This is a genomic window from Allobosea sp. 05T439, from assembly GCF_056396005.1.
In genome coordinates this window covers 1-25706 of sequence record NZ_JBFTKP010000011.1, presented here as the reverse complement: position 1 = coordinate 25706, position 25706 = coordinate 1, and the positions used below count along the sequence as shown (strand labels likewise).

26 protein-coding genes are annotated in these 25706 nt (G+C 65.4%); 11 read left to right on the top strand and 15 right to left on the bottom strand.

The window, feature by feature from the left end; translation table 11 throughout:
- Window positions 1-262: 262 nt before the first annotated feature.
- Window positions 263-1780 (bottom strand): sensor histidine kinase, encoded by a 1518-nt coding sequence (locus tag AC1DIO_RS14700; RefSeq protein WP_441489193.1) that lies wholly within the window; start codon window positions 1778-1780, stop codon window positions 263-265.
- Window positions 1781-1865: 85 nt separating this feature from the next.
- On the opposite strand from AC1DIO_RS14700, the gene AC1DIO_RS14695 reads away from it, so the two are divergent.
- The 5 genes from AC1DIO_RS14695 (at window position 1866) to AC1DIO_RS14675 (ending at window position 4800) form a co-directional block, all read left to right on the top strand.
- Window positions 1866-2417 (top strand): thermonuclease family protein, encoded by a 552-nt coding sequence (locus tag AC1DIO_RS14695; RefSeq protein ID WP_441489194.1) that lies wholly within the window; start codon window positions 1866-1868, stop codon window positions 2415-2417.
- Between the two features lie 199 nt (window positions 2418-2616).
- A complete protein-coding gene (locus tag AC1DIO_RS14690) occupies window positions 2617-3228 on the top strand; it encodes a glutathione S-transferase family protein (protein ID WP_441489195.1) in 612 nt (203 codons plus the stop codon).
- Entirely contained in the window at window positions 3228-3695 is a 468-nt protein-coding gene (locus AC1DIO_RS14685) for a hypothetical protein (RefSeq protein WP_441506580.1), read from the top strand. The genes AC1DIO_RS14690 and AC1DIO_RS14685 overlap by 1 nt, the downstream gene beginning before the upstream one ends.
- Complete coding sequence (locus tag AC1DIO_RS14680) at window positions 3692-4162, top strand: hypothetical protein (RefSeq protein ID WP_441506579.1); 471 nt, start codon at window positions 3692-3694, stop codon at window positions 4160-4162. Before AC1DIO_RS14685 ends, AC1DIO_RS14680 begins: the two co-directional genes overlap by 4 nt.
- Entirely contained in the window at window positions 4159-4800 is a 642-nt protein-coding gene (locus AC1DIO_RS14675; RefSeq protein ID WP_441506578.1) for a uracil-DNA glycosylase family protein, read from the top strand. Before AC1DIO_RS14680 ends, AC1DIO_RS14675 begins: the two co-directional genes overlap by 4 nt.
- A 16-nt stretch (window positions 4801-4816) precedes the next feature.
- On the opposite strand, the gene AC1DIO_RS14670 is transcribed toward AC1DIO_RS14675, so the two are convergent.
- From AC1DIO_RS14670 to AC1DIO_RS14645, 6 genes are all read right to left on the bottom strand, one after another.
- Window positions 4817-5683, bottom strand: coding sequence for an NAD(P)-dependent oxidoreductase (locus AC1DIO_RS14670; protein WP_476769402.1), 867 nt, complete (start codon window positions 5681-5683; stop codon window positions 4817-4819).
- Between the two features lie 125 nt (window positions 5684-5808).
- The gene (locus AC1DIO_RS14665; RefSeq protein WP_441506576.1) at window positions 5809-6525 is read right to left on the bottom strand and encodes an ABC transporter permease; all 717 of its coding nucleotides are present in this window, start codon (window positions 6523-6525) and stop codon (window positions 5809-5811) included.
- Window positions 6522-7250: an ABC transporter permease gene (locus AC1DIO_RS14660; RefSeq protein ID WP_069877202.1), complete on the bottom strand. Its 729-nt coding sequence runs from the start codon at window positions 7248-7250 to the stop codon at window positions 6522-6524. Before AC1DIO_RS14660 ends, AC1DIO_RS14665 begins: the two co-directional genes overlap by 4 nt.
- 80 nt (window positions 7251-7330) lie before the next feature.
- Complete coding sequence (locus tag AC1DIO_RS14655; RefSeq protein ID WP_441489200.1) at window positions 7331-8107, bottom strand: transporter substrate-binding domain-containing protein; 777 nt, start codon at window positions 8105-8107, stop codon at window positions 7331-7333.
- 220 nt (window positions 8108-8327) lie between these two features.
- Window positions 8328-9548 (bottom strand): ornithine--oxo-acid transaminase, encoded by a 1221-nt coding sequence (gene rocD, locus AC1DIO_RS14650; protein ID WP_476853574.1) that lies wholly within the window; start codon window positions 9546-9548, stop codon window positions 8328-8330.
- Between the two features lie 131 nt (window positions 9549-9679).
- Window positions 9680-9898 (bottom strand): hypothetical protein, encoded by a 219-nt coding sequence (locus AC1DIO_RS14645; protein ID WP_441489202.1) that lies wholly within the window; start codon window positions 9896-9898, stop codon window positions 9680-9682.
- A 101-nt stretch (window positions 9899-9999) separates the two neighbouring features.
- Between AC1DIO_RS14645 and AC1DIO_RS14640 the strand changes: the two genes are divergently transcribed.
- On the top strand, window positions 10000-10602 hold the full coding sequence (locus AC1DIO_RS14640; protein ID WP_476853573.1) for a TetR/AcrR family transcriptional regulator: 603 nt from the start codon (window positions 10000-10002) through the stop codon (window positions 10600-10602).
- A 31-nt stretch (window positions 10603-10633) separates the two neighbouring features.
- On the opposite strand, the gene AC1DIO_RS14635 is transcribed toward AC1DIO_RS14640, so the two are convergent.
- From AC1DIO_RS14635 to speB, 3 genes are all read right to left on the bottom strand, one after another.
- A complete protein-coding gene (locus AC1DIO_RS14635) occupies window positions 10634-11878 on the bottom strand; it encodes an MFS transporter (RefSeq protein WP_476853651.1) in 1245 nt (414 codons plus the stop codon).
- 159 nt (window positions 11879-12037) lie between these two features.
- Complete coding sequence (locus AC1DIO_RS14630) at window positions 12038-12523, bottom strand: Lrp/AsnC family transcriptional regulator (RefSeq protein ID WP_069877198.1); 486 nt, start codon at window positions 12521-12523, stop codon at window positions 12038-12040.
- Complete coding sequence (speB, locus tag AC1DIO_RS14625) at window positions 12520-13572, bottom strand: agmatinase (RefSeq protein WP_476853572.1); 1053 nt, start codon at window positions 13570-13572, stop codon at window positions 12520-12522. Before speB ends, AC1DIO_RS14630 begins: the two co-directional genes overlap by 4 nt.
- A gap of 326 nt (window positions 13573-13898) precedes the next feature.
- Between speB and AC1DIO_RS14620 the strand changes: the two genes are divergently transcribed.
- The 3 genes from AC1DIO_RS14620 (at window position 13899) to AC1DIO_RS14610 (ending at window position 16943) form a co-directional block, all read left to right on the top strand.
- Window positions 13899-14984, top strand: coding sequence for a TRAP transporter substrate-binding protein (locus AC1DIO_RS14620; protein ID WP_441489205.1), 1086 nt, complete (start codon window positions 13899-13901; stop codon window positions 14982-14984).
- A gap of 291 nt (window positions 14985-15275) precedes the next feature.
- Window positions 15276-16370: a TRAP transporter substrate-binding protein gene (locus AC1DIO_RS14615; RefSeq protein WP_113514737.1), complete on the top strand. Its 1095-nt coding sequence runs from the start codon at window positions 15276-15278 to the stop codon at window positions 16368-16370.
- A gap of 192 nt (window positions 16371-16562) precedes the next feature.
- A complete protein-coding gene (locus tag AC1DIO_RS14610) occupies window positions 16563-16943 on the top strand; it encodes a porin family protein (protein WP_441489206.1) in 381 nt (126 codons plus the stop codon).
- A 75-nt stretch (window positions 16944-17018) separates the two neighbouring features.
- On the opposite strand, the gene AC1DIO_RS14605 is transcribed toward AC1DIO_RS14610, so the two are convergent.
- The 5 genes from AC1DIO_RS14605 to solA form a co-directional block, all read right to left on the bottom strand.
- Window positions 17019-18725: a TRAP transporter large permease gene (locus AC1DIO_RS14605; protein ID WP_441506665.1), complete on the bottom strand. Its 1707-nt coding sequence runs from the start codon at window positions 18723-18725 to the stop codon at window positions 17019-17021.
- 104 nt (window positions 18726-18829) lie between these two features.
- On the bottom strand, window positions 18830-19429 hold the full coding sequence (locus tag AC1DIO_RS14600) for a TRAP transporter small permease subunit (RefSeq protein WP_441506574.1): 600 nt from the start codon (window positions 19427-19429) through the stop codon (window positions 18830-18832).
- Between the two features lie 118 nt (window positions 19430-19547).
- Window positions 19548-20738 (bottom strand): multidrug effflux MFS transporter, encoded by a 1191-nt coding sequence (locus tag AC1DIO_RS14595; protein WP_476853571.1) that lies wholly within the window; start codon window positions 20736-20738, stop codon window positions 19548-19550.
- Window positions 20735-21637 carry a DMT family transporter gene (locus AC1DIO_RS14590; RefSeq protein ID WP_441506572.1) on the bottom strand — a complete coding sequence of 301 codons (903 nt, stop codon included), beginning with the start codon at window positions 21635-21637 and terminating at the stop codon, window positions 20735-20737. Before AC1DIO_RS14590 ends, AC1DIO_RS14595 begins: the two co-directional genes overlap by 4 nt.
- Before the next feature lie 63 nt (window positions 21638-21700).
- Window positions 21701-22843, bottom strand: a complete 1143-nt coding sequence (solA, locus tag AC1DIO_RS14585; protein ID WP_441506571.1) for an N-methyl-L-tryptophan oxidase — start codon at window positions 22841-22843, stop codon at window positions 21701-21703.
- 212 nt (window positions 22844-23055) lie between these two features.
- Here solA and AC1DIO_RS14580 point away from each other — a divergent pair, with 212 nt between their 5' ends.
- Both AC1DIO_RS14580 and AC1DIO_RS14575 read left to right on the top strand, forming a co-directional pair.
- Window positions 23056-24828, top strand: coding sequence for a methyl-accepting chemotaxis protein (locus tag AC1DIO_RS14580; RefSeq protein ID WP_476853570.1), 1773 nt, complete (start codon window positions 23056-23058; stop codon window positions 24826-24828).
- Window positions 24829-24953: 125 nt separating this feature from the next.
- Window positions 24954-25505, top strand: coding sequence for a GrpB family protein (locus AC1DIO_RS14575; protein WP_476853569.1), 552 nt, complete (start codon window positions 24954-24956; stop codon window positions 25503-25505).
- The last annotated feature ends 201 nt before the right edge of the window (window positions 25506-25706 follow it).

The window sequence follows — 25706 nt, the reverse complement described above, 5'->3', positions numbered from 1 at the left end:
TGAGCGGTGACTGCCGGACTTGCCGGGAGCGTCAAAGTGATCGCTTCGGATGCTGTCACGGTTGGCGCGGCAGCCCCTCAGATATGCCCCACCACCTGCCCCGGCAGCGTGGCGGATCGCGCGCCATGGCAGCGCTCATTCTCTCTCCCTTCGCGAGCGGGGAGGCCGTTCCGGCGATCTGCGTGATGGAACCGGGCAGTCTCGGCGGCCTCGTTCCATCCGATCGGAACTCCGCTCTGGCGAGCGCATCCCGTGCGCGCGCCTAAGCCGCCGATCGTGCCGGCTCGGGCAGCGCCGCCAGCGTGTCCATCACGCGCTCGGGCGGCAGGGTGATCGTCACTTCCGTGCCGGCGCGCGGCCTGGATTTCAGATGGAAGCCGCCATTATGGAGATCGAGCAGCCCCTTCACGATCGGTAGCCCCAGGCCGGAGCCCTGTTCGGCGGTCTTGATGGCGAGCGAACCGCGCCCGAAGGTCTGCAGCACGATCGGGATTTCATCCTCGGGAATGCCCGGCCCGGTGTCCGTGACCGAGACATATTGTCCGCCATTCGCCGTCCAGCCGACCTTGATGGTGATGTCGCCGCCCTGCGGCGTGAATTTGATCGCGTTGGACAGGATGTTGAGCACCGCCTGCCGGATCGCGCGCTCGTCCGCCCAGACCTTCGGCAGATCGGGCTCGGCCGCCTCGCGGATCGTTTGCCCCTTGGCCTTGGCGCGCAGCTTCAGCATGTGCCGGCATTCGTCGACCACGCCTGCCAGGCTGAGGGCCTCCTCGTTCAGCGCGTATTTGCCGGCCTCGATCCGCGAGAGATCGAGAATCTCGTTGATCAGGTTGAGCAGATGCTGGCCCGAGCCGTGGATGTCGCCCGAATATTCCTTGTAGGCCGGGTTGGCGTGAACGCCGAAGATCTCGTTCTTCATCACCTCGGAGAAGCCGAGAATGGCATTGAGCGGCGTCCGCAGCTCATGGCTCATCGTGGCGAGGAAGCGGGATTTGGCGAGGTTGGCCTCTTCGGCCTTGCGGCGCGCCTCGTCGGAATTCGCGGTCGCAGTCTCGAGCTCGGCGATCAGCGCGTCCTTCTCGGCGCGGAACTCGATGGTTGCGACCGAACTCGAATAGAGCCGGTGGGCGAGGAAGATGAAGAAGAGCTGGGCCGATGCCGCCATCAGCGCCATGGTGACGCTGTCGATGTCGGAGCGGCCCCAGAAGAACAGCGTGATGCCGATGGTGACCGGCCCCAGCCCGGAATACACCGCAAGCGGGATCGTCGCCGCCAGCATCACGGTCAGCGCGCTGACGACGAGCAGCGTCGTCATCACGAAGACCTTGGCGCCCGGTCCGTCGACCTGCGCGAACAGGACGAGGATCAGCGTCCAGGACAGGCCGTGAAAGGCTTCCGCCGCCGGCAGCAGGCGGCGCCAGCGCCGAATATTCACCTCGCCGGCCGGCTGCGCCAGGAAGCGGCGGCAAAGCAGGACCATGACCGCCGAGGCCAGGATGACGATGCCGAGCCAGGTGGTGACCTGGTAAGCCGGGACCCAGAGGCAAGCGGCGGTCGCGATGCACAACGCCAGGACCAGCGCGCCGACCGAGCCGTGCATCCGATACTGGGCGAAGACCCGCAGCAATTCGTAGTCGAAGGCGCGTTCGAGGCCGGTCGTCGAGGTCAGCCGCTCGCGCACGGACTTGACCTCGCGCGTGACGAGCTTGCGCCGCGCCAACGCCGTAGGGTCGGGACCGCGCCCTCGCTGGATCTGTTCGGCCGTCACTTCCGCCATAATCGGAACGCATGTACCTCTTCCGGCGGCAGACCCTGCACGCCCGGCTCGCCATTATGGTCTCGAAATCGTTAAGCTCTTACTGATGGCGCGCTTCGGATTCGGACGATCTCGGTATGGACCTTTCGGCTGGCGCCGCGTCAGCCGCCCGGTCGATCTGGTCGTCGCACTCGGGCTGCTCGGCCTGCTGGCGATTGCCGGCGCTGTCCTGCAATACAAGCTTGGCCCCGCCCGCATGCTTGCCGGAGCCGCCCAGGCGATCGATGGCGATTCGCTGCGGCTGAATGGCGAAGAGCTCAGGCTCGAAGGCATCGATGCCCCGGAATTCCGCCAGAGCTGTCGCGACAGCGCGGGCAGGGATGTGGATTGCGGCCGTGCCGCCCGCCGTGCCCTGCTGGCGCTGATCGGGCGCGGTCTCGTCACCTGCGACATCGGCCGGGTCGATCGCTACGGCCGCGGCCTCGCACGCTGCAGGCAGGGCGAGACCGATATCAACGCCGCGATGGTGCGGCAGGGCCATGCCGTCGCCTATGGTGATTATCGCAGCGAGGAAGACGAGGCGCGAGCCGCCGGGCGCGGCATCTGGGCGCTGCAGTTCGAGCGGCCGGAGGCGTGGCGCAAGGCTCATCCGCGGTAGAGCATTGGACCGAAAAGTGGAATCCGGTTTTCGGAAAATCCGATGCTTAAGCAAGGAGCTGGATCGCCGATCCTGCGTCCGAACGGACGCAGGGCGACTCTAGCGCGCATGGCTGCGCCATCACGAATGGGTTTGAAATGGTTGACCGCCGGACCTCCGCCATGGTCGGGTTCGCACGCGGTTTCCGATGAGGTTGACGATGAAGCTCTATGATGGCGGGCGCGCGCCCAATCCGCGGCGGGTCCGCATCTTCTTCGCAGAGAAGGGCGTTCCCCTGCCGGAGCTCGTGCCGGTCGATATCACCCGGAAGGAACACCTCACGCCCGAATTCGCCCGCATCAACCCGCTGAAGCGCCTGCCGGTGCTCATGCTCGACGATGGAACGGCGCTTGCCGAGACGATTGCGATCTGCCGCTATCTCGAAAGCCTGCATCCCCAACCCGTGCTCTTCGGTGGGGATGCCAAGGAACAGGCGCAGATCGAGATGTGGAACCGGCGCGTCGAGCTGGGCCTGTTCAGCAGTGTCATGTCTGTCTTCCGGCACAGCCACCCGTCGATGGCGGAGCTCGAGCATCAGGTGCCGGAATGGGCCGAGGCCAGCCGCGAGCAGATCGATGACCACCTCCTGATCATGGAGCTCCAGCTCGCGGGTAGCCGCTTCCTGTCCGGGGATCGGTTCACGGTGGCCGATATCACTGGAGGCATCGCCGTCGACTTCATGAAGCCGTCCCGGGTTCGGTTGCCTGAGGAATGCGTCAACATCCGCCGGTGGCATGACGAAGTGTCTGCGCGGCCAAGCTGGAAGGCCTGATGCGACCGGTCTTCGCCATTCTGGCGCTGCTGGTGCTGGTCCAGCCCTCCGTCGCGGCCGAACGGCTGAACGGCGAGGCGATCAAGCGAGCCTTCGAGGGCAACACGGTGAGCGGCCGCTACACCAATGGCGGGTTCTTCACCGAGTATCATGAGCCGGATGGCCGCGCACTCGGCCATAATGGCTGGCAGCCGAACAAGGATGCCTGCTGGATCACGAAGGAGGATCAGGTCTGCTACTACTATGGCCCTCCCAGCGACCGCACGGTGCATTGCTTCACGGTCGAGCTGACGGATCGGCTCTATGTCCTGCGCAATGTCTCGAACGGGCAGATCAATGCTCTTGCCACGATCGAGCCCGGCAATCCGCGCGGGCATTCCGACAAGGGGGAGCCCTGGTATTGCGACGGCCTGATCTCGCGGGCACCTGAGGTCCCGATGTCACGGCGCAGGCTTGCCTCGCGATGATGCGTCTGCTGCTCCTTGCGGCCGCGCTCATGCTTCAGGCCGCCGCCAACTCTCCGGTGACGGCCGCGGAGCGCCTGAGCGGCGAGGACATCCGCCGTGTCTTCGAAGGCAATACCGTCAGCGGCCGCTACAATAACGGCATGCCGTTCAGCGAGTACCATCACGCCGACGGCCGGGCGAGCGGACATAACCGGCACGTGCCGAACCGCGACGCCTGCTGGACGACCACACCGGACGCGGTCTGCTATTACTACGGACCGCCCGAGCAGCGTCGCACCTATTGCTTCACGGTCGAGCGCAGCGGAGGCCTCTATGTCCTGCGCAACCGGCCGAGCGGCCGCATCAACGGCATCGCCACCATCGAAGCGGGTGACCCGCATGGCTATGCGACCAGCGCCAAGATCTGGACCTGCGACGGCCTGATCTCGCAGCGGCGCGGGGAGCCGTCCCGTCTGGCGGCGCGATGAAGTCGGATCGGGAGCGCCCATCGGAAACGCTCGCCGCGGTGCTGCAGGAACTGGCTGCCTGCCGCATCTGTCGCGACGAGCCGCGCTTCCAGCCGCCGCTTCCGCATGAGCCGCGCCCGGTGATCCAGGCCTCGCCGACGGCCAGGCTCTGCATTGCCGGCCAGGCGCCGGGCACCCGCGTCCATGCCAGCGGCAAGCCGTTCACCGATCCGTCCGGTGTCCGGCTGCGGCAATGGCTCGGGCTCGACGAAGCGGCGTTCTACGACGCAGCCAGGGTCGCGGTCGTGCCGATGGGCCATTGCTTCCCGGGGCTCGACGCGCAGGGCGGGGATCTGCCGCCGCGCCGCGAATGCGCACCGATCTGGCGCTCACGCGTGCTTGCGGCGATGCCGCAGGTCGAGCTCGTGCTCGCCATCGGCCGCTATGCGCAGGCCTGGCATCTCGGCGCGAAGGCGGGCGCCAATCTCTCCGCCACGGTCGCGGGCTGGCGCGCGATCCTGGCGGAGCCGCGCCGCCCCCGCGTGCTGCCGCTGCCGCATCCCTCCTGGCGCAACAACGCCTGGCTGAAGCGCAATCCCTGGTTCGAGGCGGAGCTTCTGCCGGTGTTGCGCGAGGAGGTGGCGCGGCTGGTCCTGTGAACGCGGAGAGCCCCGCTCAATCCTCGAGGCGCGCAATCAGGCTGGACGTATCCCAGCGCCTGCCGCCCATCTTCTGGACTTCGGCATAGAACTGGTCGACCAGCGCGGTGACCGGGAGCTGGGCGCCGTTGCGACGCGCCTCCTCGAGCACGATGTCGAGGTCCTTGCGCATCCAGTCGACGGCGAAGCCGAAGTCGAATTTCCCGGCATTCATGGTCTTGCCGCGGTTCTCCATCTGCCACGAGCCGGCGGCACCCTTGGAAATCACCTCCAGCATGGACTCGACATCGAGGCCGGCGCGCTTGGCGAAATGAATGCCCTCGGACAGCCCCTGCACCAGTCCGGCGATGCAGATCTGGTTGACCATCTTGGTGAGCTGGCCAGAGCCGGCCGGGCCCATCAGCTTACACATCCGCGCGAAGGCACCGATCACCGGCTCGACCCGGGCATAGGTTTCCGGGGCGCCGCCGCACATCACGGTCAGCACGCCGTTCTCGGCGCCGGCCTGGCCACCGGAGACCGGTGCATCGATGAAGCCGAAGCCGCCGGCCTTCGCGGCCGCGTCGAGTTCGCGGGCGACGCCAGCCGAGGCCGTGGTGTGGTCGACGAAGACAGCGCCCTTCGCCATGCCCGCAAAGGCTCCGGCTTCGCCGGTGGTCACGGAGCGCAGATCGTCGTCATTGCCGACGCAGGCGAAGACGATCTCCTGGCCCCTGGCCGCCTCGGCCGGTGTCGGGGCGGATCTGCCGCCATGCTGCGCCACCCAGGCCTGGGCCTTGGCCGCGTTGCGGTTATAGACGGTGACGTCGTGGCCCTTGGCCTTGAGATGGCCGGCCATGGGGTAGCCCATGACGCCGAGACCGAGGAAGGCAACCTTAGCCATGTTCCGCTCCGCTGATAGGTTCTGGTTTCGCTTCGGCCTGTAGCGCGCGCGACCCGTAGGGGGAAGTCGCGCGGACGCCAAGGCACTTTGTCAGGAATGGAGAGGGGGCGCGCGGCGCGCCCCGCTCAGCGTAGCGCCATATGCCGCGTCAGCCTGAGTTCCAGCCGGTCCCAGACCCGCCGGATCACCTCGACCAGAAGAAGATAGATCAGCGCGGCGTAGAGATAGATCGTGAGATCGAAGGACCGAGCGAAGGCGAGCCTTGTCGCGCCCATGAGGTCGAAGAGCGTGACGAGCGAGGCGATTGCGCTGGCCTTGATCATCACGATCAGCTCGTTGCCGAGTGGCCTGAGCGCCAGGATCATCGCCTGGGGCATGATCACAAGGCGCAAGGTCGACCAGCGATGCAGCCCGAGCGCCATGGCGCCTTCGAACTGGCCGCGCGGGATCGACTGGATGGCGCCGCGCAGGATTTCGGCCTGATAGGCGGCCGTGTTCACGGTGAAGGTCAGCAGCGCGCAGTAGAACGGCTCCCGGAAGAACCACCACAGCCCGACATCCTGCCAGAACAGCCGGAATTGGCCGAGCCCGTAATAGACCAGGAAGAGCTGGCACAGCAGCGGCGTGCCGCGGAAGAAGGTGGTGTAGCCGTTGATCGCGGCCTTGGCCCAGCGCGGCCCGTAAAGCCGTGCGATGGCGAGCCCGAGTGCCAGCACAAAGCCGATCGCGACCGAGATTATGACCAGCTCGAAGGTCACCCACAGGCCGCTCGCCATCCGGCAGCCGTAGTTCTGGAAAACCTCGCTGCCGAAGAGATAGCCCGGATATTCGCACCAGCTCATCGCGTCGCTCCACCAAAGGCAGCAAAGCCGCGATTGGCGCGGATCTCGAGACGCCCGACGCCCCAGGCCGAGATCAGCGAGAAGAACAGGTAGATCAGCATCGCCGCACCGAAGAACAGGAACGGTTCCTTGGTCGCGACATTGGCGCGGGTGGTGATGAACATGATGTCGGGCAGGGTGATGACCGAGACCAGCGAGGTCTCCTTCAGCAGCACCATCCAGTTATTGCCCAAGCCGGGCAGCGCCACCCGGATGAGCTGGGGGAAGACCACGAGGCGGAAGGCCTGCCCTTTGCTCAGGCCGAGCGCGGCGGCGGCCTCGCGCTGGCCCTTCTGGATCGAGTTGAGGGCGCCGACCCAGACCTCGCTGGAGAAGGCGGAGAGCACCACGCCGAGCGCCACCATGCCGGCGACGAAGGGTGGCATGCTGAAATTGCCGGGCAGGCCGAGCGAGACCCAGGCCTTCTGCAGCACGATCTGGATGCCGAAATAGATGATGTAGAGCGTCAGAAGCTCCGGCACCCCGCGGAAAACGGTCGTGTAGACCGTGGCCAGCCAGCGCAGAACAATGTTCTCGGAGCGCTTGCCGAGCGCGACGATCAGGCCCAGCAGCAGGCCGAAAGGCAGGGTTGCCAGCGCGATTGCGATGGTGATCCCGGCGCCCTGGAGCAGGGCGAGGCCCCAGCCGCCGTCGCCGAAACCGAGCAGTGCGAGTTTGTCGAACATGGATAAGCCGGCGAGGGGAGGGAAATGGACCACCGCCGGCGCGCGAGGCACGCCGACGGGGTTCGGTCAGCCGGCTATTGTCACAGGATAGGGAACTTGAACCACTTGTCCTGGATCTTCTTGTGCGAGCCGTCGGCGATCGATTCGGCGATCGCCTTGTCCCACATCGCCTTCAGTTCAACATCGGCCTTGCGCACCGCGCCGGCCGTGCCGGGGCCGTGGATGGTGGCGTCACGCGGAACGTCGGCCGCCTTCTTGCAGCAATCCTTGCCCTTGCCATTGAGGAAGTCCTCGAGCGAGAGCGAGTCGGCGATGATGTAGTCGAGCCGCCCATTCGCCAGGTCGAGATTCGCCTCTTCCTGGGTCGGGTACAGGCGGATGGTCGAATCCTTGTAGAACTTCTCGAGGAAGTTGGCGTGGATGGTCGAGCCCTGCGTGCCGATGGCCTTGCCCTTCAGGGCTGCCGGCGAGATGTCGGTTCCAGCCGACTTGGCGCTGATCGCCCAGATCGGGGTCTTGGTGTAGACCGCGGTGAAGTCGACCTGCTTCTTGCGCTCATCGGTGGCGTTCATGCCGGCGATGATGATGTCGTATTTATTGGCGAGCAGCGCCGGGATGATGCCGTCCCAGTCCTGGACCACCCAGGTGCATTTCACCTTCATCTTCTCGCAAAGCATGTTCGCGTAGTCGATCTCGAAGCCTTCGAGTTCCTTCTTGGCGTTGAGATTGTTGAAGGGGGGATAGGCGCCTTCGGTGCCGATCCGGATCTCCTTCCACTCCTTTGCCTGGGCCAGGACGCCAGTGGCGCCGGCAGCCGTCAGCACAGCGGCGGCGATCAAACGAACGAAACCTTTCATGGTACCTCCCACAGGTTTGACCGGCCGGGCGTTTCGAGTTCCCGTGTCCGGCTTGTGCTTACAGATTGTGCGATCCTGTGCCCTGCCCGCAAGTGGGGGCATGCAGCTTTTCTGAGCGAAGCCGCTTAAAGGGGAGGCAGCACAAATCATTGATTTTATTGATTGTTTATGCCCCTGTCTGATTCCGCGCGGATTGTGCCTGCGCGCTTCGACACCGTGCTCAGGCTGCGCTGGCCCTGCGCTGTCCGCCAAACGCGGCAAAGACTGCCTCGCAGCGGTCGAGTCCCCAGTCCAGTTCCGCCCGGCTGATCGTCAGCGGCGGGGCGAATCGGATGACCGTCTCGTGCGTTTCCTTGGTCAGCACGCCGGCGCTGGCCAGTGCCTTGACGAGCGCCTTGGCGGAACCCACTGCCGGATCGATATCGACGCCGATCCACAGACCGGCTCCCCGGACGTCCCGCGCGATACCGCGGGTCATCGCGGCAAGGCGCTGCTTCATGTGAGCGCCCTGTTCGGCGGAGCGCTGCACCAGCCGCTCTTCCTCGATGATCTTGAGCGACTCCAGCCCGATCGCGGCGGCGAGCGCGTTGCCGCCGAAGGTCGAGCCATGCGAGCCGGGCTCGAACAGGCGCATGACATCCCGAGAGGCAAGGAAGGCCGAGACGGGATAGACACCGCCGCCAAGCGCCTTGCCGACGATCAGGCCGTCCGCTCGGATGCCCTCATGCTGATGCGCGAACCAGCGCCCGGTGCGTCCGAGCCCGGACTGGATCTCGTCGAGGATCAGCAGGACGTTGTGGCGGTCGCAGAGTTCGCGCAACCGCTTGAGATAGCCCGCAGGCGGCATGACGATGCCCGCCTCTCCCTGGATCGGCTCGATCATGATGGCGGCGGTGCGGGGGGTGATCGCCGCCTCGACGGCCGCTGAATCACCGAAGGGCACCGTCACGAAGCCCGGTGCGAAGGGGCCGAAACCGTCGCGATAGCTGTCCTCGGAGGAGAAGCCGACGATCGTCGTGGTACGCCCGTGGAAATTACCCGCGGCGACGATGATCTCGGCCTGATCCCTGGCGATATCCTTGACCCGGTAGCCCCAGCGCCGTGCCGCCTTGATGGCGGTTTCGACCGCCTCGGCGCCGGTGTTCATCGGCAGCGCCATGTCCTGGCCCGATACGGCGCAGAGCTTCTCGAGGAAGGGGCCGAGAGGTTCGCAGTGGAAGGCCCGGCTCGTCACCGCGAGCTTGCGCGCCTGTTCGCTCAGGACCTTGAGAATACGCGGGTGACCGTGGCCCAGGCTGACGGCCGAATAGCCGCTCATCATGTCGAGCCGTTTCACCCCGGAGGTATCGGTCAGCCAGACACCCTCGCCATGTGAGAGCATGATCGGCAGTGGCGCGTAGTTGGCGGCACAGACCTGCTGCTCGAGCGCGATTGCATCCATGGTCGTTCTCCCTCGTTCCAGCGAGGGTAAATCTGCCGAGACGACCGGTTCGTGTTGGAATCAGCTCCATCGGCGGCCGATTCTGTCGAGTGAGCGACAGAATCGGACACGCCAGCGCCGCATGGACGTGGCTAGGCCGTGCCGCGACGCGCGATCGGTATGACGAGATAGACCATGCCGAGCACCATGGGCGGCACGGCCAGCGCGGTGACCGACCAGGTCGACCAGCCGGCCGTCAGGGGAGCAAGCAGGCTCAGCAGGGCGTTGATGAGAAGATAGGCGCCGACCATGAGCGTGCCCAGGAAGCGAAGCCTGGCGAGGATGCCGGGGAGTGATGACGATTGAGACATGCTCTTCTCCAAAACGAAACGTACCGTTTCGATATATTGATATGCACAGCCCGTTTCGTTATGCAAGAGGCGGATGACATAAAGGAGTCGCGTCGTCACTCATGAGCGGGATCGATCAGCCCACGCCACGGCGCGCCTCGATTGGGGCCAAGCGCAGTCCGGCCTCTGAGGCTGCGATTCTCGCCGCGGCCCGCGCCGTGCTGGCTGAAGGGGGCTATGCGGGTTTCTCGATCGACGCCGTCTCCCGGCGCGCGGGTGCCGGCAAGCCGACGATCTATCGGTGGTGGAAGACGCGCGCCGATCTGCTCATGGACGTCTATGACGCCGAGAAGGCGTCTATGCTGACGCAGCCGATGACGGGGGACCTGACGGGGKACCTGGTCGCCTATACCGAGGGGCTCTGGGACTTCTGGTCGGCAACGCCATCAGGCCGGACCTTTCGCGCCCTCATCGCCGAAGCCCAATCGAACAGCGCCGCTCTCGACGCCCTGCGCCTGAAATTCCTGCCGAAGCGGACACTCCACCTGAGCAAGCTCTTCACCGCTGCGGCCGGGCGAGGCGAGATTGCCGAAAGCGAGATCGAGACGCGGCTCGCGCTCTATATCGGCTTCAACTGGTACTATGTCCTGACCGACCGCCTCGACGAGGGGCGGGCGGCCATTCCTGCGGCCATGAGTCTGATCGCAGCGCCAGCGTCCCGCTGACGGGACGCTTGGCAGGGGCTTATTGGAGACGCTATTCGCCCGGGGCGAGCGCTGCCCTGCCTGCCTCGCTGGCCTGCATGTCCCACAGCGTCAGCAGCCAGATCGCGAAGCCACCGAGCGCGAGCGCGCTGCCGACCCAGCCCGTCGAGGTCCAGCCATAGCCGGAGGCAATCGCCATGCCGGCGAGCAGGGGGCCGAGCGCATTGGCGAGGTTGAAGGCGCTGTGGTTCAACGCGGCAGCGAGGGTTTGCGCGTCCTCCGCGACATCCATCAACCGGGTTTGCAGAGGCGTGCCAAGGCCGCCGCCACAGCCGATCATGAAGACCACGATCGAGACGGTCCAGATATTGCCGGCGGCGAGCGGAAACAGGGCGAGCGAGGCCGCGCTCCAGAGCAGGATGCCACCGACCGACGGCATCAGGGCCCGGTCCGCCGCCCAGGCACTGACGATCGTGCCAACGGTCATGCCGAGCCCGAAGATGGCGAGCACGACCGGCACCATGCCCGGCGCGACATGCGTGACCTCCATCAGTGTCGAGGCGACATAGGTGTAGACCGCGAACATGCCGCCGAAGCCGATCGCGCCGATCGCCAGCGTCAGCCAGACTTGCCTGTGCCGAAGCGCGCCGAGTTCGCGCAGCGGGCTCGCCCCGGGCTGCGGCCTGTCCTTCGGTGCGAACGCCGCGACCAGAATGACGGTGAGGAGGGCCAGGGCCGCAACGACGCCAAAGCCCCAGCGCCAGCCGAGCGCGAGGCCCAGCCAGTTGGCGAGGGGCACGCCGAGAATGGTGGAGATCGTCAGCCCCAGCATGACGCGGGCGACCGCCTGCGAACGCCGGTTCTTCGGCACMAGCGAGGCGGCGACCAGGGCTGCGACGCCGAAATAGGCGCCGTGCGGCAGGCCGCTGAGAAAGCGGAAGACCAGCATCCAGCCATAGGTGGKAGCAAGCGCGCTCAAGCCGTTGGTGATGGCGAAGGCCGCCATCAGCCCGATCAGCAGCGTCCGCCGCGAGAGTTTTGCCGCGAGCACTGCGATGACGGGGGCGCCGGCAACGACGCCGAGCGCATAGGCGCTGATCACGTGCCCGGCGGTCGGCCCGTCGACGCCGAGGCCGACTGAGAAATAGGGCAGCAGGCTCATGACCGCGAATTCGGCCGTCCCGATGGCGAAGCCACCCATCGCCAATGCGAACAGAACGAGGCTGGTGCGTTGAGCCGGCGCGGCAAGCGATCCTGCTGGGCGCGCGACAGCCGCTCCCGTGCTGGAGGAGGTCATGGAATTCGTCCGGGTGATGAAGGCGCGATGCTGCGGCGCGATGTTCACGCTGCGCTGCAATATATTGTCTCCGACATGCGTTCGACGCAAGAGCCCAAGGGCTCAATCGCGCGTAGGGCAGGGCGCCATGAATTCAGGGCATGGCGCCCGCTGCGCTGCTTACTGCTCCGCCAGGGGGTATCCGTCGAAGTCCTTCAGCGCCTTCAGTGCGAAGGTGGTGGCAATCTTGGCCACGCCGAGCTGCGCATCGGCCAGCCAGGTCCCCGTCAGTTCCTCATACTCCGCCAGTGAATCCGCGACGATGCGGGCAAGATAATCCGCCTCGCCGCTGACCACCTGCACCTCGACCACGTCCGGACAGGCCCTCAAGACCTTCTCGACCCGTTCGCGCCGCCCGACCGAGTGGTCGCGCAGCGAGATCTGCGCGAAGGCGACGATGGCGTGGCCCGCGATCTCCGGCGACAGCCTCGCGCCATAGCCGAGGATCAGCCCCGAGGCTTCGAGCTTGCGCACGCGCTCGAGGCAGGGGCGGGCGGACAAGCCGACCCGCTCCGAGAGCGCCTGATTGGTGATGCGGCCCTCCGCGCGCAGGATCGTGACGATCCTGCGGTCGATCGCGTCGAGCTGGACGGCCTTGCGTTTCACGGCCTGCCCTTGCCGGCAGCGCGCGCCTCGGCGATCAGGCAGAGTTCGGCGAACAGGACCTGCGCCGCGCATTGGGCCGTATTCGAGGTCGCGTCATATTGCGGCGCGACTTCAACCACGTCAGCCGCGACGATATCGCGGCMCTTGAGGCCGCGCAGGATCGCAAGGGCCTCGCGCGGCGTCAGGCCGCCGACCTCGGGCGTGCCGGTGCCGGGCGCGAAGGCCGGGTCGAGCGAATCGACATCGAAGGAGACATAGGTCGGCCCGTCGCCGATCACGGCAAGCGCCTTTGCGATCACCGCATCGAGCCCCATGCGGTCGACCTCATCGGCATGGATCACGGTCATGCCGGACTCGTAGGAGAACTCCCAGAGATACTCGGCGCCGCCGCGGATGCCGATCTGGATKACGCGCTCGGGATCGAGCACACCATCGAGTACGGCCTGCCGGAATGGCCCGCCATGATGGAATTTCGAGCCTTCATAGGGCCCGGACGTGTCGCAATGCGCGTCGATATGAACCATGCCGACCGGGCGCTTCTCGCCGACGGCCTTGAGGATCGGATAGGTGATCGAATGGTCGCCACCGACCGCAAGCGTCGAGACGCCGGCCTTCACGATCGTCTTGAAAGTCGCTTCGATATCCTCGTGGCAACTCTCGAGCGAATAGCGCGAGCGGAAGGGCACGTCGCCGATATCGGCAACCTTGAGCTGGCCGAAGGGCGCCATGCCGGTGACGTGATCCATCGGCCCCATGCGCTCGACGGCCCGGACCGCGCGCGGCCCCAGCCGCGTGCCGGCACGGTTCGTGACGCCGAGATCCATCGGCAGGCCAATGATCGCGACGTCGAGCCCGCCGAGATCGGGCTTGCTCAGTGCATCGGGCTGGTAGGGCGCGCTGATGAAGGTCGCAACGTCGGAGAAGGGCCATTTCCGACGGTCGCCCTTGAACTGGTCGGCAGCGACCTTGGCGAAGCGCGGGTCGTGGATGTCGCCCCCGCTCGCGCCGGCATAGCGGGCTCTCAGCCTGGCGAGTTTGTCCTGATCCATGTCGCGTCTCTCATCAATTTGTCTGCATTGCGCGATCGGAGGTTGACCGGGCCCCGCGAAAGTACCATGCGCTTCGTGTGCAGCCGTGCCATGCCTTGAGCGCAATTGTCGAGGCGTCTGGGTTGGTTGACGGTGATGCGATGTTTGGGGAGAGCTGCGCAAATCTTGTGCAGGCGCGGATCGGCGGCAGGAATGAAAGTTTGGATCAACCAAACATGCCCGCAAGATCGACTGCATTCCTAGCCAGAATGATCCTTGAAACTTCGCCGTAACGGGACCGAACCCGCCTGCGCATCGCAAAGTCGAAATCCGAGGAGATGTCCATAATGAAGCGTCGTCAATTTATTCAGGCCGCCACTGCTGGCGCTGCGGCCTCCGCTGTCGCCATGCCGGCCGTTGCGCAGTCGAAACCGGAAGTGAAATGGCGCCTGGCGTCGAGCTTCCCGAAGTCTCTCGACACGATCTATGCCGGCGCCGAGATCATGGCCAAGATGGTCTCCGAACTGACCGACGGCAATTTCCAGATCCAGGTCTTCGCGGCGGGCGAAATCGTTCCCGGCCTGCAGGCGGCGGATGCCGTCACCAACGGCACGATCGAGATGGCGCACACCGTCTCTTATTACTATGTCGGCAAGGATCCGACCTTCGCGATTCCCGCATCGGTGCCGTTTGGTCTCAACGCCCGCATGCAGAATGCCTGGCTCTATCAGAACGGCGGCAATGAGCTGTTCAACGAGTTCTTCAAGAAGTTCAACATCTACGGCCTGCCCTGCGGCAATACCGGCGCGCAGATGGGCGGCTGGTTCCGCAAGGAATTCAAGACCGTTGCCGATCTTCAGGGCCTGAAGATGCGCATCGGCGGTATCGCCGGCCAGGTTCTGGCCAAGCTCGGCGTCGTGCCGCAGCAGCTCGCCGGTGGCGACATCTATCCGGCGCTGGAAAAGGGCACGATCGACGGCGCCGAGTGGGTCGGCCCCTATGACGACGAGAAGCTCGGCTTCTCCAAGGTCGCGCCGTACTACTACTATCCGGGCTTCTGGGAAGGCGGGCCGACGGTCCATGCCTTCGTCAACCTGGAGAAGTGGAACGCCCTTCCCAAGGCCTACCAGGCAGCCCTGACCGCCGCCTGCACCTATGCCAACACGCAGATGGGCGCGCGTTATGATGTCGTGAACCCGCCGGCGCTGAAGCGCCTGGTCGGTGCCGGCACACAGCTGCGCCCGTTCTCGCAGGAGATCCTCGAAGCCAGCCTCAAGGCCACGAACGAACTCTACGCCGAGATCTCGGCCAAGAACCCGGACTTCAAGAAGGCCATCGATACGATGACCGCTTTCCGCTCGGACCAGTATCTCTGGTGGCAGGTCGCGGAACTGACCTTCGACGTCTTCCAGGTGCGTTCGCGCGCGCGCTGAGATCGGCAACATCGACTGAGATCTTCTCGGTCGAGATCAACGCGAAAGCCCGGCGCAAGCCGGGCTTTTTCTTTGGTCGTTCGCGCGAGATCGGTCTTCCCTTCGGGGCAGGCGGGCCGGTCTTGTTTGACGGAACTCGCTTTCCCCTGCGACGAAAGTACTATCCTGCAAAAAATGCATAGGGGGCATGCTTTCCACTTGCGCGGATCACAGGACCTGCTTTTCTGGAGCGCGCGCGCAAAGCCGGATCAACCGGTGCCGCTGAACGTCTCTGAGGGGAGAAAAATCCAGATGAAGCGTCGCCATTTCTTGAAGGTTGCCGGGGCGGGGGCTGCCGCTGGCGCCATTGCCAGCCCGGCCATCGCCCAGCCTATGCCTGAGCTGAAATGGCGAGTGACCTCGTCATTCCCGAAATCCCTCGACACGATCTACGGCGCTTCCGAGATTCTCGCGAAGGCCGTGTCGGAAGCGACCGACGGGAATTTCCAGATCCAGGTCTTCGCAGCCGGCGAAATCGTTCCCGGCCTGCAGGCCGCCGATGCGGTGACCAATGGCACTGTCGAGATGTGCCACACCGCTTCCTATTACTATGTCGGCAAGGATCCGACCTTCGCCTTCGGCACTGCGGTGCCGTTCGGCCTCAATGCGCGCCAGCAGAATGCCTGGTTCTACCATGGCGGCGGCAATGAATTGCTCAACGAATTCTACAAGAAGCACAACATCTACGCGATTCCCGGTGGCAATACCGGCTGCCAGATGGGCGGCTGGTTCCGCAAGGAGATCAAGACCGTCGCCGATATGCAGGGCGTGAAGATGCGCATCGGCGGCTTCGCCGGACAGGTCATGAGCAAGCTTGGCGTCGTGCCGCAGCAGATCGCCGGTGGCGACATCTATCCGGCGCTGGAAAAGGGCACGATCGACGCGGCCGAATGGGTCGGCCCGGCCGATGACGAGAAGCTTGGCTTCAACAAGGTTGCGCCGTTCTATTACTATCCGGGCTGGTGGGAAGGCGGCGCTGCGCTGCATTTCTTCATCAACCAGGCGAAGTGGGAATCGCTGCCGAAGGTCTACAAATCGGTGCTGACCACGGCGGCGGCACTGGCGAATGTCGACATGCAGGCCAAATACGATGCCAGGAATCCCGCGGCCCTGAAGCGTCTCGTCGGCGCCGGTGCACAATTGCGACCGTTTTCGCAGGAGATCATGGAAGCCTGCCTCAAGGCATCCAAGGAGGTCTATGCCGAGACCTCAGCCAAGAACCCCGACTTCAAGAAGGTCTATGAGGCGATGTCGGCCTTCCGCGGCGACGAATATCTCTGGTTCCAGATCGCCGAATACAGCTTCGACAATTTTCTGATCCGCGCGCGCGCGGCCAACCAGCTCTGAAGAGAGCGACCCGCCGGGAAACCGGCGAACTCGATCCCTGTCGGACCCCGGCCGCGAGGCCGGGGTTTTTCGCATCCGCCGGGCATGCCAATGGGGCGGCGGCCGGCCATTGCTTTGCCGCGCTTGCGGGCTAGACTCAGGGCTGGTCACGCCTTGCGCGCCGCTTGCGCATTTGTTCGGGAAGTCTTGCGAATGCCGCGTCTGATTGTCGGTCTGCTCGCCGTGTTCGCTGCAACGGTCCCCGCCGCGGCTCAGTCGATCGGCGAGCCCCTCCCTGGCCGCGGCGTCCCGTCGGCCAAGCTGCCTGCACCCAAGCTGGATAAGGCGACGCGTCCCTGCCCGGAATATGGCCCCGGCTATGTCAGGGTCGATGGTTCCTCTTTCTGCGTGCGCGCGGGCGGCTCGGTTCGGGCCGAATTCGGCAAGCGCTCCGATAATCGCTATGGCTCTGCCGTCGGTGCCACGGCCCAGCTCGAGGCACGCGGCGAGTCCACCCTCGGGCCCGTGCGCGCGATCGTCCGCGGCAAGGTTCAATCCGACCGGGGCTTGTTCGGCGACAGCTTCTATCGCTGATCCCAAGCGCTGCCGTACGGACATGAAAAAAGGCGGGGATCGCTCCCCGCCCTTTTTGTTTCGGCTGACCGGCGCCTATTTGAGGTTGAGCGTCGGCGGGGCGTTGAGGTCGAGACCTGGCATGCTGCCGCCCAGTCCCGGGATCTGGATCGAGTCGAACTGCTTGTCGATCGACTTCTGGTCGAGCTGAATGGCCGACGCCTTGTAGTGCATCACCATCTTCGGGAAGATGATGACGAGCGCCACCATGATGCACTGGATCACCACGAAGGGCACGGCGCCCCAATAGATCTGGCCGGTGGTGACGGGCTCCATCTGCAGGCCCGTGACCTTGTCCTTGTAGCGGTGCTTGGGCGCGACCGAACGCAGGAAGAACAGCGCGAAGCCAAAGGGCGGGTGCATGAAGCTCGTCTGCATGTTCACGCCCAGGATAACGCCGAACCAGATCAGGTCGATGCCGAGCTTCTCGGCCGCGGGGCCGAGCAACGGCACCACGATGAAGGCCAGCTCGAAGAAATCCAGGAAGAAGGCCAGCAGGAAGACCATCACGTTGACGACGATCAGGAAGCCCGTCGCGCCGCCGGGCAGCCCGACCAGCAGATGCTCGACCCAGACATGGCCGTTGACGCCGTAGAAGGTCAGCGAGAACACGCGCGCGCCGACCAGGATGAAGAGCACGAAGGCCGAGAGCTTGGCCGTCGACTCCGTCGCCTGCTTCAGCAGCTCGAAGGAGAGGCGGCGCTTGCTGAAGGCGAGCAGGATCGCACCCGCCGCGCCCATCGCGCCGCCTTCGGTCGGTGTCGCGACGCCGATGAAGATCGTCCCGAGCACGAGGAAGATTAGCGCCAGCGGCGGCACCATCACGAAGATGACCTGCTCGGTCATGCGCGACAGCAGCTTGAGCCCCAGCATCTTGTTGATCAGCGCGATGACCAGCGAGACGCCAACCATGATCGACATCGTCAGCACGACGAAATCGGCCCCGGCATCGACCTTGGTATAGAGCTTCATATAGGCGTAGGCGACGCAGAAGGAGATGATCGCGACAACCAGCAGCGAGAACCGGCGTGTCTTGCCGTCGGCGTCGCGCAGGGTCTGTGCCTCTGGCGGCAGGCCGGGAGCGCGCTTCGGGTAGACGATGGTGACAAGGAAGACGTAACCGGCGTAGAGCCCGGCGAGGACGAGGCCTGGGATGAAGGCGCCCTCATACATGTCGCCAACGGACCGGCCGAGCTGGTCGGCAAGCACGATCAGAACCAGCGAAGGCGGGATGATCTGCGCCAGCGTTCCGGACGCTGCGATCACACCCGAGGCGAGTCGGCGGTCATAGCCGTAGCGCAGCATGATCGGCAGCGAGATCAGGCCCATCGAGATGACGGAGGCGGCAACGACACCGGTCGTGGCGGCGAGCAGGGCGCCAACGAAGATCACGGCATAGGCGAGGCCGCCGCGGATCGGGCCGAAGAGCTGGCCGATGGTGTCGAGCAGGTCTTCCGCCATGCCCGAGCGCTCGAGCACCAATCCCATGAAGGTGAAGAAGGGAATGGCGAGCAGCACGTCATTGTTCATCGTGCCGTAGATGCGTTCCGGCAGCGCCTGCAGGAAGTTCTCCTGGAACATGCCGAGGTCGATGCCGATCAGCGCGAAGAGCAGACCGTTGGCGGCGAGTGCGAAGGCGACGGGGTAGCCGAGCAGGAGGAAGAGCACGAGGGCGGCGAACATCACCGGCGCCATGTTGACGCGCAGAAAATCCCCGATCCCCGCGGCATGGGCATCGCCCATATGCAGGCTGAAGAAGGCAGTCAGGGTGAGCGCGAGCAAAAGCCCGGCTGCGCGCGCGAAGCGGGAGGCGGTCATCGGCGGTTTCCGGAGTTCTTCTGGGTTGCTCACGAAGCCAGGCCCTGGGCCTTGGCTTGATCCAGCAGGCGTTGCGCTTCCGCTTCCGCAGCGGCCGCATGGCCACGCAACGTCTCTTCGTCCTCCAGGAGGCCGCGCATGATCGCGATCTGCTTGATGACCTCCGAAATGCCCTGGCAGAACAGCATGAAGAAGCCGACGATCAGGAGCCCCTTGGCGGGCCACTGGGGCAGGCCGCCGGCCGAGAGCGACTGCTCATTGACCGCGTAGGAGCGCCAGAAGAACGGCCAGGAATGGTAGATCATCAGCGCGCAGAACGGCAGCAGGAACAGGAGATGACCGAGAAGGTCGATCCATTGCTGAACGCGCTTCGGCAACTGGCTGTTCAGGATGTCGATGCGGATATGCTCTTTCACCTGCAGCGTCCAGGAGGCGCACATCAGGAAGACGGCGCCGAACAGCATCCATTGCAGCTCGAGCCAGGCATTCGACGACATGTTGAACATCTTGCGGATAATCGCATTCACCGCTGCGACGATGACTGCCAGCAGGATCAGCCAGGCAACTTTCTTGCCGATCTGACTGTTGATCGCGTCGATGATGCGGCTGACCTTGAGAAGTCCCTGCACACCCGCTCTCCCAGATTATGAATGCACGCGACGCATGAGGGCCATGTCGCGCTGGTTAAGCGCTGGTTATACGAAGGTCTGGGGCAGCACAAGATTACGCAGGGCGACAGGCTGGGGATCAGCTGTGTCGCCGGAAGCCGCTGAAACGCAAGGAAAATAGCCCGATCGCCATCATCAGCCACATCGTGGCGATCAGGGACTGCGGCCAAAGTATGACAAGCCAGCTGATCACGATCGTGGCCAACGCACCGACACCGAGCTGGATGGCTCCCATCAGCCCGGCTGCGGAGCCGGCAAGTTCGGGTTTGGCGGACAGCGCTGCAGCTGCCGCACCGGGAATCGTCAAGCCATTGCCGACCGAGCTGATCGCCAGCGGYAGGAACAGGGTCAGCGGCGTCCAGTAATCGCTCATCGCGAACACCATCGCGATGCTCATCATCACCACGGAGATGATCAGGCCAATCCGCACCAGGGGAGCGGCCCCGCGCCTGACCGCGAGCCGCGACATCGCGAAATTCCCGACCATGTAGCCGAACGCGCTCAGGATGAAGTAGGCGCCATAGACATCCGAGCCCCGGCCCATCGTCTCGACGACGATGAAGGGGGCTCCGGCGACGAAGGCGAAGAACGCGGCCGATGTCATCGAAAGCGCGATGACGTTGACGATGAACTCCCGGTCGAGCGCCAGGAGCGGGAAGGAGCGGAAGACGCCGAGCAGCGATGTCCTGATGCCGACATTCGGAGCGGTTTCCGGCAATCGGGCCGCCGTCAGCAGGAGAACGAGCACGCCGGCTGCCGTCATTGCCCAGAAGATCATCCGCCAGCCGAACCAGGTTTCGATATGGCCGCCGAGATAGGGTGCGATCATCGGCGCCACCACCATGACCATGGTGACGCTGGCGATCTGGCTCGCTGCCTTGTCGCGATGGGCGCTGTCGCGGATGATGGCCCGGGCCAGCGCGAAGGTCGTACCGGCACCAGCGCCCTCCAGCACGCGCGCCGCCAGCAGGACTTCCGTGGTGGGGGCCAATGCTCCGAGAATCGAGCCGAGAATGAAGACGATGATCCCGCCATTGACGCAGGGCCGCCGCCCGAAGCGGTCCGAGAGCGGGCCGATCAGTAACTGGATCAGCGCGACAGAGACGAGATACAGCGTCAGCGTGAGCTGGATCGTTGCGTAGTTCGTGCCGAAATGGCGCGCCACGGCTGGTGTCGCAGGCGCGAGAAGGTTGAGGGCGATCGGCTGCAGGGTCGAGATCGCGACCAGGACGAGCAGGGCGGGCTTCGCTGCAACAGGCTGGCCGCTCATGACGCGGGGCCACCCTCGATCTTGAGCTTGGCACTGGGAACGACGCGCTGGCGATGCAGGGTGTAGAGGCCGCTGCCGGCGATCAGCGCGATGCCGGTGACGGCCCAGGCGTCCGGAATCTCGCCCCAGAGCAGGTGCCCGATCAGCACCGCGAAGGCGACGCCGGAATAGCGGTAGCCGGTGACGACCCCGACATCGGTGTTCCGGAAGGCGTTGACGATGCAGAAGCTGCCAAGCGAAACCAGCACGGCCGCGCCGCCGACATAGACGGTCTCGATCCGCTGGACCGGCACCCAGGTCTCGAAGAAGCCGAGTGCGAAGGCGGAGAGGCCGACGATGATCGTCGCCGTGAACGAAATCACCGTCGAAGGGACGTGGTTGCCAATCCTGCGGGTAACCAGATCGCGAACCGCCGCCAATATCGCGCTGACGAGGGCCGCAATCGCGGCGATGTTCATATGCTCGGGCGTCGGCCGGATCACGACCAGCACGCCGATAAAGCCGACCGCGACGGCAACCGTCCGGCGCCAGCCGACCTTCTCGATGCCGAGCGCCACCGCGAGGACGAGGATGATGAGCGGTGAGGCCATCAGGATGGCGGTGATGTTCCCGAGTGGGAGCTTGGCCACCGACCAGATGAAGATCAGGGCGATTGCGGCCTCTATCATCCCGCGGAGCAGGACCAGCGGCCTGAACATTTCGCCGAGCTTGCGGCCTTCGCCCATCATCCAGATCATGGCGAGGGCCGTCGTCACCGCAAAGACGGCCCGCAGCGAGATCGCCTGCCCGACGGGGTAGACTTCACGTGCCAGCTTCATGAGCGCGTCGTTGCAGGTGAAGAGAAACATCGCCAGCAGCATGGCGATGATTCCGCGACGGTTTTCGGCTGAACTGGCCAAGGCAAGGTCCTGGTGGCGTCGAGAGGCCGTCGCGCAGAAGTTCTGCGCCGGGCTCGCGGCGGCTCACGCTTCCGGAAAGCGGCTGAGCGAGAAGGGTTTGAGATCGAAAGCGGATTGGCCGGTGGTGGAGAGGTCGGCGAGGATTTCGCCGATAGCGCTGGCGAATTTGTAGCCATGGCCGGAACAGGCGGATGCGAACACGGCCTGCGGGACGCCCGGCACGGCGTCGATTACGAAATCCTCGTCCGGCGTCACCGTGTAGACGCAGCCCTTGAGGCTGAGCGGTTCTCCGGCGGCATCGGGCAGGTAGCGGGCGAGGCAATCGCGGATCAGCGCCACCTGGCGCGGGCTCGGCGTGCGGTCCGGCTCGCGCGGATCCATCGGCTCGCGCCCGAAATGCGGGCCGCCGAGCTTGAAGCCGGGATGCTCGTAGAGCGGAAAGCCGTAGAAGGTGCCTTCCTCGACACTGAGGATGAAGACGGGGAAGGCGCCCGGACGATACAGCTCCGGCCGTCGCGTCGTGAACCAGCCGATGGCCTGCCGCACGGTCGAGACATTCGCAGCCAATGCCGGGACCGCGTCGGCGATCCAGCCGCCGGAGGTGATCACCAGCCGGCCAGCGGAATAGGTGCCGCGCTCGGTGCGAACGACCACGCCGCCTTGCGCTGTCGGCGCCCAGTCGAGCAGCGGCTCATTGGTCCGGATCTCGGCGCCACGCGATTGGGCGAGGCCGACATGGGCATAGATCGCCTTCTCGGAGGCGACGAACCCGCCATCGGGCTGCCAGAGACCGACATGTCCCGCCGGCAGCTGAAAGCCAGGGAAACGGCGCGCGATCTCCTGGCCCGAGAGCACCTCATGCGTCAACCCGTGGTCGAGGCAGGAGCGCAGCGAGGACTCGACCGGCCCGGCGCCTTCGGGGGCGAGATCGAGCGAACCGGTGACGTGCAGCAACTGCATGCCCGCTTCCGCGCCGGTCTCGGACCAGAGCTGATGCGCGCGCCGGACGATCGGCACGTAATGCGAGCCTTCGAAATAGGCGAGGCGGATGATCCGCGTCATGCCATGCGACGAGCCCATCGCATGGCCGAGGTCGAAGCGCTCGAGGCCAAGGACCTTCAGTCCGCGCCGCGCGAGATGCCAGCAGGCGGCGGAGCCCATGGCACCGACACCGGCAACGATCACGTCGTAGCTATGACTGGTCATGGGCTGGCCTGGGGGAGGGCAATGCGGATGATCAGAGCTTTAGCTGCAGCCTCGCATCGGGTCCATGCCGGTCCGGGACGGCGAATCCCGCTTCCGGCGCATGGCCCTGCGCGCTTTCGGCCTCTCGTTTGGGCAAGTCGTGGCTTCGGGAGAAGCTTTGTTAACATTGCCCGACCATAAAGGTTCGACTTTGCGCTGTCCGGGATTGGCTGATGTTTCGCGAAAGGGTCCGGCGCTGGTTGGGCACCCAAGACCGTGCCGTTGCAGCCGGGCCTGTCGCCACTGCGGAGCCGACGTCGCCGGCAGAAGCGATCGAACTTCCCGATCCGCTCGACGATGCCTCGATCCGCGAAGCCGTCAATGCGCTCGAGCAGGATGTCGTTGCCGCCCTGCGACGCCTCACCGGGCGCCTCTATGAGGCAGAGCATACATCGAGCCAGGCCGAGGGTGGTTCGATCGGCATTCACAGGCGTACCGGCGATCTGAGGCAGGCGGCCGAGACGGCCAGCATGAATTCGAGCGCGCTCGCGACCGCCACCCAGCAGGTCTCCGACGCGGCCGAGCAGGTCGGCAGCTCGATGAATGGCGCGCGAGACATGCTGGAGGCGGCGGCCATGCGTGCCGGCGAGGCGACGCACATGATGACAGGCCTCGCCTCCGCCACGGTCGAGATCCGCAGCATCGTCGATTCCATTGCCGAGATCGCGCGCCAGACCAATCTGCTTGCCTTGAATGCGACCATCGAAGCGGCGCGCGCCGGTGAGGCCGGCCGCGGCTTCGGCGTGGTTGCCCAGGAAGTGAAGGCGCTCTCCATCGAGGTGCGCGACGCGGTCGACCATATCCGCAACCGTGTCGATCGGCTGACCCAGACGGCCCAGGGCTCGGCCGCGATCGTCAATGATGCGCTGCAAATGGTGCGGGACGTCAATCCGGTGATCGCGGCCATTGGCAGCGCCTCGCTCGAGCAGGCGGCAGCGGCCTCGGAACTGTCGCGCAGCGCCGACGAGACGGCCCGCTTCATCGACACGGTTTCCCGGCAGGTCGGTGAGATCGACGAAATGGCCTTGGGCGCAGCGGCCCGTAGCGCCGAGGCGCGCGCCGCCATGTCGGATGGCGCGCGGCAGGCCGAAGGACTGATGGGGCGCTTCGTGCCATTGCTGCGGCACACCGTCTTCGCCGACCGCCGCCAGCATGACAGGTTCCCTGCGGAATATCCGGTCGAGGGACACTTCGGCGCCACGACCTTCAACGCGCAGACGATCGACCTCGGCTTGGGTGGAACGCTGCTGCTCGCCCAGTCCGATCCCGGCATCCGCCCAGGCACGGGCGGGACGATCACCATCGGTGGCCTGCCGCCTTTGGCCTGCCGCCTGATGGCGTCGAGCCAGCTCGGCCTTCATGTCGCCTTCGGCGAAGCGACCGTCAGGGAGCATGAGCCCCTGCGCCGTCTGCTCGACGAGATCGAAGAATCCTATCGGCCGCTGATCGAACGCGCGCAGCTCTTCGCGGTTCGCCTGGGCACGCTCTTCGAGCAGGCACTGCGGGATGGGAAACTGTCCGAGGCCCAGCTCTTCGACGTCAACTACCTGCCCGTGCCGGAGACGGAGCCGCAGCAATACACCAACAGCGCACTGCCGGCCTTGGAGGCCCTGTTGCCGCCGGCGCTCGCCGAGGAACTGGCCAGCGATCCGCGGCTGGTGTTCGCCCTGCCGATCGATCGCAACGGCTATATTCCGGTGCACCATCCCGAATTCGCCCATCCGCAGCGCAAGGGCGATCCTGCCTGGAACGCGCCGCATAKCCGCAACCGCCGCATGTTCCACGATCGCGCCGGCATCATGTCGGCTCGCTCCGTGCGCCCCTTCCTCGTCCAGTCCTACCGGCGCGACATGGGCGATGTCACCCAGCTCATGCGCGAGGTCGACGCGCCGCTCCGCGTGAATGGCCGGCATTGGGGCGGCGTGCGGATGGCCTACCGGATGTAGGAGGCCAGGGCGCCTGCGCGACGCCGGGGGCATCTGAAGAGTGACGGGTTCCCTCAGCGCGCTCGTCCTTGCGCCGGGCAGCGGCATCGTCGAAAGAGCTCGGCCCTGAATGGAAGAGCACTGGCATGCCGCCGCCCATCACAGTCGAACTGCACCCCCATGATCCCCATTGGTCCGATCTCGCCGGGCGCGAGGCGCAACGTCTCGCGGAGGCGATCGGGCCATGCCTGCTCATCGTTCATCACGTCGGTTCGACAGCGATCCCGGCGATTCACGCCAAGCCGATCCTGGACCTTCTGCCAGTGGTCGGGAGCCTGGCTGCGCTCGATGCCCGGCAAGGCGAGCTGGAAACGCTCGGATACGAATGGTGGGGAGAGCTTGGCTTGGCCGGCCGGCGCTACCTTACGAAAGCCGATACGGAGACGGGGCGCAGGCTCGTCCAGCTCCATTGCTATCCCGAAGGCTCCCCGGAGATCACGCGACACCTGGCGTTCCGCGATTATCTCCGGGCCCGTCCCGACATCGCAGTCGCCTATGATCGCGTAAAGGCGGACTGCCGGAGCCGGCACCCCGACGACTCCCACGCTTATGGCGACTGCAAGGATGCGTGGATCAGACAGGCGGAGGCAGACGCCCTCGCGTGGCATCAACGGCGCTCAGCGCCGGGACGTCTGTGAGACCGGCCGGCCCGATCTGAGCCGACCCCGCCGACCCGAGCAAAAGGGCTCCCTAGAAGCTGACCCTGACCTGGGCCTGGCCGCCGAGGCGGTTGGTGGAGCCGGAGAGTTCGCCGTCGAGCCGGGCGCCGAGCGTGACGGAGGGGCTGAGCCTGAGGTCGAGCCCGGCGGCGAGCAGCGCGCTGTTGCGGGCGGGCCTGG

Bases quoted from the DNA above. Each gene is read 5' to 3' on its own strand.
- AC1DIO_RS14610 (WP_441489206.1), top strand. From the start codon at position 16,563: ATGCCGCGTCTGATTGTCGGTCTGCTCGCCGTGTTCGCTGCAACGGTC.
- AC1DIO_RS14695 (WP_441489194.1), top strand. From the start codon at position 1,866: ATGGCGCGCTTCGGATTCGGACGATCTCGGTATGGACCTTTCGGCTGG.
- AC1DIO_RS14670 (WP_476769402.1), bottom strand. From the start codon at position 5,683: ATGGCTAAGGTTGCCTTCCTCGGTCTCGGCGTCATGGGCTACCCCATG.
- AC1DIO_RS14690 (WP_441489195.1), top strand. From the start codon at position 2,617: ATGAAGCTCTATGATGGCGGGCGCGCGCCCAATCCGCGGCGGGTCCGC.
- AC1DIO_RS14615 (WP_113514737.1), top strand. From the start codon at position 15,276: ATGAAGCGTCGCCATTTCTTGAAGGTTGCCGGGGCGGGGGCTGCCGCT.
- AC1DIO_RS14700 (WP_441489193.1), bottom strand. From the start codon at position 1,780: ATGGCGGAAGTGACGGCCGAACAGATCCAGCGAGGGCGCGGTCCCGAC.
- AC1DIO_RS14680 (WP_441506579.1), top strand. From the start codon at position 3,692: ATGATGCGTCTGCTGCTCCTTGCGGCCGCGCTCATGCTTCAGGCCGCC.
- AC1DIO_RS14665 (WP_441506576.1), bottom strand. From the start codon at position 6,525: ATGAGCTGGTGCGAATATCCGGGCTATCTCTTCGGCAGCGAGGTTTTC.
- AC1DIO_RS14655 (WP_441489200.1), bottom strand. From the start codon at position 8,107: ATGAAAGGTTTCGTTCGTTTGATCGCCGCCGCTGTGCTGACGGCTGCC.
- AC1DIO_RS14645 (WP_441489202.1), bottom strand. From the start codon at position 9,898: ATGTCTCAATCGTCATCACTCCCCGGCATCCTCGCCAGGCTTCGCTTC.
- rocD (WP_476853574.1), bottom strand. From the start codon at position 9,548: ATGGATGCAATCGCGCTCGAGCAGCAGGTCTGTGCCGCCAACTACGCG.
- solA (WP_441506571.1), bottom strand. From the start codon at position 22,843: ATGACCAGTCATAGCTACGACGTGATCGTTGCCGGTGTCGGTGCCATG.
- AC1DIO_RS14575 (WP_476853569.1), top strand. From the start codon at position 24,954: ATGCCGCCGCCCATCACAGTCGAACTGCACCCCCATGATCCCCATTGG.
- AC1DIO_RS14685 (WP_441506580.1), top strand. From the start codon at position 3,228: ATGCGACCGGTCTTCGCCATTCTGGCGCTGCTGGTGCTGGTCCAGCCC.
- AC1DIO_RS14675 (WP_441506578.1), top strand. From the start codon at position 4,159: ATGAAGTCGGATCGGGAGCGCCCATCGGAAACGCTCGCCGCGGTGCTG.
- AC1DIO_RS14620 (WP_441489205.1), top strand. From the start codon at position 13,899: ATGAAGCGTCGTCAATTTATTCAGGCCGCCACTGCTGGCGCTGCGGCC.
- AC1DIO_RS14660 (WP_069877202.1), bottom strand. From the start codon at position 7,250: ATGTTCGACAAACTCGCACTGCTCGGTTTCGGCGACGGCGGCTGGGGC.
- AC1DIO_RS14605 (WP_441506665.1), bottom strand. From the start codon at position 18,725: ATGGGCGATGCCCATGCCGCGGGGATCGGGGATTTTCTGCGCGTCAAC.